Source organism: Caulobacter sp. 17J65-9, assembly GCF_010975005.1.
Classification (GTDB): Bacteria; Pseudomonadota; Alphaproteobacteria; order Caulobacterales; family Caulobacteraceae; genus 17J80-11.
The window spans coordinates 1-5,403 of record NZ_JAAIVC010000209.1; the positions used below are offsets into that span (position 1 = coordinate 1).

Genomic DNA, 5,403 nt, shown 5'->3' on the forward strand with positions numbered 1-5,403 from the left:
CCGCCTGCACCGCCTTGCGCGCGCGCCAGGCGGCGGGGAGGCCGGCCAGGCCCGCCTTCAGCCCCCGCCAGGCGGCGCGTTCGCCCTTCAGGGCCGAGCCCGCGACCAGGCCCGCGACCGCCGCAAGATGCAGCGGCAGGGTTAGCGCCAGCAGCAGGGGCGGGGTGTTCTTCACATAGGTCCACAGGCGGTTGCGCACGCCGTGCCACAGGGCGAAGTCCGACCGCGCGCCCAGGGTCGAGGAGCCGACGTGGCGGACCACGGCGTCGGGGACCAGCCGCACGCGCTCGCCGCGCAGCCGCAGCCGGTAGCCCAGGTCCATGTCCTCGCAGTAGCAGAAGAAGGCCTTGTCGAAGCCCCCGAGGTCGAGGAACAGGGCCCGCTCCACCAGCATGGCGGCGCCGCAGGCGGCGAACACTTCGCCCGCCGGCACGCGCTCCGGACGCGCGCGGCCGTAGCCCGCCCGGTAGGGCACGCCGGCCAGGGTCATGGCGTCGCCGGCGCCGTCCAGCACGCCCGGGTCGTGCTCGGCGACCTGCAGGGAGGTGAAGCAGCGCACGTCGGGTCGCGCGTCCGCCGCCTTGACCAGGGCTTCCAGCCAGTCGGGCTCTGCAAAGGCGTCGGGGTTGAGCAGGGCCAGCCAGCGTCCACGCGCGGCCTCGGCGGCGCGGTTGTTGGCTTCGGCGAAGCCGAGGTTCTCGCCGAATTCGAGCAGGCGCAGGGTCGGGTCGGCGGCGGCGGCCGTCTGGGCCGCGCCGTCCTTCGAACCGTTGTCGGCCAGCAGGACTTCGAAGTCGGGATAGGTCTGGGTCTTCAGGGCGGCGAGGCAGCGGGCCAGCACCGGGCCGCTCTCGTAGGCGACGATCAGGACGCTGACCGCCGGACCGCTCATGCCGCCGCTCGCAGCCATTCGGCCCGCACGTCGGGATCGTCTTCCCGTTCCAGCCGTGAGGCGGCGGCTGCGGCGAACCGGTCGGGCGCCAGGCGCGACAGGGCCCAGGCGGCGGCCCCGCGCACGACCGGGGCGGGGTCGTCCAGCAAGCGCTCGGCGGCGACCGCCAGCGCGGGGTCTTCGGAGTTGCCGATGGCGTAGAGCACGTTGCGCACGAAGCGGTCGCGGCCGATGCGCTTGACCGGCCCCTTGGCGAACAGCTCGCGGAAGCCCGGATCGTCGAGCCCGGCCAGATCCTCCAGCCGGGGCCCGCGCAGGGCGTCGCGCGCCTGCAGCTTCAGCTCTCGCCCGGCCTGGGCGAACTTGTTCCAGGGGCAGACCGCCAGGCAGTCGTCGCAGCCGTAGATCCGGTTGCCGGCCGCCTCGCGATAGCGCACCGGCCAGGGCCCGGCGTGCTCGATGGTCAGGTAGGACAGGCAGGCCCGCGCATCGAGCTGGTAGGGCGCGGGGAAAGCCCCCGTCGGGCAGGCGTCCAGGCACGCCCGGCACGAGCCGCAGTGGTCGCGCTCCGGCGCGTCCGGCTCCAGCTCCAGCGTGGTCAGGATCGAGCCCAGGAACAGCCAGGAGCCGAACTCGCGCGACACCAGGTTGGTGTGCTTGCCCTGCCAGCCCAGCCCGGCCGCCTGGGCCAGCGGCTTTTCCATCAGGGGCGCGGTGTCGACGAACACCTTCAGCTCGCAGCCGGCCCCCTGGGCCAGCCAGCGGCCCAGCTGCTTCAGCCGCTTCTTGACCACGTCGTGGTAGTCGTCGCCCTGGGCGTAGACCGAGATCACGCCCCGGGCCTTGTCCTTCAGCGCCTCCAGGGGATCGGCGTCAGGGCCGTAGTTGACCCCCAGCACGATCGCCGAGCGCGCGCCCTCCCACATGGCCTTCGGGTGGACGCGGCGCTCCAGCGTCTCCTCCATCCAGCCCATGGCGCCATGACGGCCCAGAGCCACGAATTCCCGCAGCCGGTCGGACGCCGGCCAGGGGGCCTCGACCGAGGCGAACCGGCAGACGTCGAAGCCGAGCGCCAGGGCTTCCGCGCGAATGGTCTCGCGCAGGTCAGTTTTGTAGGTAGGCCCGGCGCTGGGCGTCGATAGTGAGGCGCTTTTCAACAAGGGTTCCGATGTGGTCGCCGGTGGCGATCAGGCTGTCCAAGTCTATCGCACCCGGCGCGTCGATGCGTGCCGCCAAATCGATGAAGGCCGCCGCGATCTCGCGCTCGGCCGCTGCGCTCTCGGGATAGGTGGCGAGCATCTTCTCGATCCCGGCCAGCAGCGGGGTGCCCGCCAACTCGGGGAACAGCCGGGATTGGGCGAGCGTGGTCCGGGTCGCTTTCTCCATAGACCTTGTCGAAAGCTCGACCGCGGTTGCCTGTTGGCGCAAGCGTGCGGCCAGTGCCGCTTCGTCTAAAGGCTGATCGAGCAGCAGGGTCTTTTCCGCCTGCAGCAAGGCGATCATGGCGAGGTTCGAGTGGCGGCTGGCGTCCATCAGGTCCCGCTGTGGATGCCCTGGCGCGGCGGCGAGGGTCGAGGCGGAGATCATCTGGTTCTCCCCTTCGATCATCGCGATGGTGACGTCCATCATCTCGCCCGTGATGCTTGCGGCCGCCTTTTCATCGCCCCCGGCCGTGGCGGCGATCCGCTTGATCATCCGGTCCGCGAGGGCACGGTTCTGGGACAGGTATCGGGCCACGATGGTCGGCGTGTCGGCAATCTTGGCGACCCGCGCTGTCAGGTCGGGCATGGGCGCCGGCGGAAGGGGCACGGCCGCGATCTCGTCGAAGCGCTTCTGAATCGCGTCCCAGCGCTGCTTCTGCTCCTCGCTCCAGCGCTGCGCCCAAGCGGCGCCGTCCTTGCGGCGTCCGCTTTCGTAATACGCGCCGGCGGTCTCAAGAGCGTCGGTCAGCTCCGTCAGCGCGTCCGTCTGGTCGTTCACCGACGCGTAGTAAGCCTGGGACCAGAGTGCGACCTGGGCGATGTAGGCCTGCACCTTGGCGGCGGTCGCGGGGTCTGAGGCGACGGGGGCGGCCGGCGCGGCCGATGCGAGCTCGGGCCACGCCGCGCCCAGGACGAGCGCCGCCGTGGCGGCCGCCAGCTTCTTCATGTGACTCCCCCCCGAAGTCAGAAATCCAGGTCGTCGTAGTGCTCGGCCGGCGGAATGCCGGGCTGGCGGTCGGCCAGCAGCGGGCGGAAGCAGGGACGCGACTTGATCTTCGAGTACCAGGTCTTCAGCGCCGGATAGTCCCGCCAGGGGACCTCGCCGAAATAGTCCAGCACCGACAGGTGCGCGGCCGCGGCGATGTCCGCCAGGCTGAGCCTGCGGCCGGCCAGCCAGTCGCGCGCCTGCAGCAGCTCGTCGAAATAGCCGAGGTGGCGGCGCAGGGCCTCGCGGCCGGCGCGCATGGCCGGCATGTCCGGCGGGCCCAGGCGCAGCAGCCGCTTCTCCATCTTCTCGTGGAGCAGCAGCGCGTTGACCTCGTAGTCGAACTTCTTGTCGAACCACTGCAGCAGGCGGCGCGCCTCGGCCCGCTCGGCCGCGGACGGAGCCAGCAGGGCGTCGCCCTTGGCGGTCTCTTCCAGGTGGTCGAGGATGGCGCGGGTCTCGCACACGACCAGCTGACCGCGGTCGGTCTCCTCGACCAGCACCGGGGTCAGGCCGGAGGGATTGAGCGCCTCGAACTCGGGGTTCGGCTCCCAGTAGCGGACCACCACCTCGTCGAAGTCGAGGCGCTTCTCGCCCAGCGCCAGCCGCGCCTGACGCGAGGCCGGATCGAGCGGAAAGTGGTGCAGGGTACGCCGCGGGGTCATGTCCGATCCGATGCGCCCGGGCTTCTTAAGGACTCGTTCACCGCAACCGCCTCCGGCTCAGGATTCCGGGGTCGCCTGTGGAGAATGCGCCGCCGCCGTCTCCTGGAACGCGCCGCCGTGCGGTTCGGCCCGGCCGCGCGGGTCGGGGTGGATCAGGATGTCGGCGGCCGGGTACTCGGCCAGGATGCGGTTTTCGGCCTCGACCAGGATGGCGTGGGCGGCTTCCAGGGTCAGGGCCGGGTCGAGGTCGGCGTGGAACTGGATCATCACGTAGGGGCCGGCGACGCGGGTGCGCAGCTGGTGCACGCCGGTCATCTGCGGATCGGCCAGGGCCAGCTCGACGATGCGCGCCCGCGCCTCGACCGGCAGGCCCTTGTCCATCAGGTGGTCGGCCGCCTCGCGCAGCACGCCGATCGCGCCCCAGACCAGCCAGGCGGCGACCGCCAGGCCAGCGAAGGCGTCGAGCTGGGGCAGGTTGAGGAAGGCCGCTCCGGCGATGCCGGCGATCGCCGCCAGGTTGGAGGCGAGGTCGGCGAAGTAGTGGGCCCGGTCGCCGCTGACCGCCACCGACCCGGTCTTCTTCAGCGCGCGGGTCTGGGCCGCGACCAGCAGCAGGGTCAGCACGATCGACAGGACCATCACCGCCAGCGCCCATCCGCCGTGCTCGACCGGCCGCGGGTCGGCCAGGCGCGCCACCGCCTCGCGCCCCACAAGGGCGGCCGAGGCGAACACCAGGCAGGCCTGCACCAGCGAGGCGAAGGCCTCCGCCTTGCCGTGGCCGAAGCGGTGCTCGGCGTCCGGCGGCACGACGGCGTAGCGCACGGCCAGGAAGGTGCCGAGCGAGGCGGCCAGGTCCAGCGCCGAATCCGCCAGCGAGGAGAGCAGGGCGACCGAGCCGCTGGCCGACCAGGCGGCCGCCTTCGCGCCCACCAGGATCAGGGCGGTGAGCACCGAATAGGCGGTGACCCGCCGCGTGATCGCGGCGCTTTCGGCGGGCGGGGTGGTCCCCGGGACGGCGTGGCCTTGGCTCATAATTTCGCCTGCTCGCGTAAACGTGACTGTTCACGGGCCGATTACGCGCTTCTGGAGCGAATCAAAACGGCCGAGCTTGCGTTATGGTCTGTCAATCTTGACCGGGCAGGGGTCAACCATGACGACCAGCGCGCGTTCCTGGCTCTCGCGGCCTGAAGTCCTGGAGCGGCTGGGGGTGAAGCCCCAGACGCTTTACGCCTACGTCAGCCGCGGCCGCATCGCGGCCCGGCCCGATCCCGACGACCCGCGCCGCAGCCTTTACGCCGCCGAGGACATCCACCGCCTGCTGGACCGCACGGCTCAGTCCGCCCGGCGCACCGCGCGCGACCTGGAGCCGGCGGCCGCGCGCGGCGAGGCGGTGGTGGAGAGCGCGCTCACCTCCTTCGCCGACGGCAAGCTGTGGTTCCGCGGCAAGGACGCCGCCGCCCTGGCCGAGGCCTCGACCCTCGAGCAGGCGGCCCGCTGGCTGTGGGACGGCGAGGAAGATCCGTTCGCCGACATGAAGCCCCGCGTCGACGTGGTGTTTCCGGGCGGCCCGCGCGGGCGGGCCTTCGCCGCCCTGGCCCGCCGCGCCGACGAGGACGCCCCCTGCGCCGGGCGCAGCACCCGCTCGCTGCGTCGCGAGGC

Annotated in this window: 6 protein-coding genes; 1 reads left to right on the forward strand and 5 read right to left on the reverse strand. The window is 72.0% G+C overall.

Annotated features, from left to right (window positions below; translation table 11 throughout):
• The 5 genes from G3573_RS19635 to G3573_RS19655 form a co-directional block, all read right to left on the reverse strand.
• The coding region (locus G3573_RS19635) for a glycosyltransferase family 2 protein (protein ID WP_163263368.1) at window positions 1–892 on the reverse strand (892 nt) is incomplete at its 3' end.
• A complete protein-coding gene (gene queG, locus G3573_RS19640) occupies window positions 889–2,049 on the reverse strand; it encodes a tRNA epoxyqueuosine(34) reductase QueG (protein WP_240454807.1) in 1,161 nt (386 codons plus the stop codon). The genes G3573_RS19635 and queG, both read right to left, overlap by 4 nt.
• Complete coding sequence (locus tag G3573_RS19645; protein ID WP_163263369.1) at window positions 1,997–3,040, reverse strand: hypothetical protein; 1,044 nt, start codon at window positions 3,038–3,040, stop codon at window positions 1,997–1,999. Before G3573_RS19645 ends, queG begins: the two co-directional genes overlap by 53 nt.
• A 17-nt stretch (window positions 3,041–3,057) precedes the next feature.
• Window positions 3,058–3,744 (reverse strand): glutathione S-transferase family protein, encoded by a 687-nt coding sequence (locus G3573_RS19650; protein WP_163263370.1) that lies wholly within the window; start codon window positions 3,742–3,744, stop codon window positions 3,058–3,060.
• A gap of 57 nt (window positions 3,745–3,801) precedes the next feature.
• On the reverse strand, window positions 3,802–4,776 hold the full coding sequence (locus tag G3573_RS19655) for a cation diffusion facilitator family transporter (protein WP_163263371.1): 975 nt from the start codon (window positions 4,774–4,776) through the stop codon (window positions 3,802–3,804).
• A gap of 118 nt (window positions 4,777–4,894) precedes the next feature.
• Here G3573_RS19655 and G3573_RS19660 point away from each other — a divergent pair.
• A partial coding sequence (locus G3573_RS19660; RefSeq protein WP_205598383.1) for a citrate synthase occupies window positions 4,895–5,403 on the forward strand: 509 nt, incomplete at its 3' end.

Excerpts from the sequence above, each read along its gene's own strand:
- G3573_RS19645 (WP_163263369.1), bottom strand. The coding sequence starts at position 3,040 with ATGAAGAAGCTGGCGGCCGCCACGGCGGCGCTCGTCCTGGGCGCGGCG.
- G3573_RS19650 (WP_163263370.1), bottom strand. The coding sequence starts at position 3,744 with ATGACCCCGCGGCGTACCCTGCACCACTTTCCGCTCGATCCGGCCTCG.
- G3573_RS19655 (WP_163263371.1), bottom strand. The coding sequence starts at position 4,776 with ATGAGCCAAGGCCACGCCGTCCCGGGGACCACCCCGCCCGCCGAAAGC.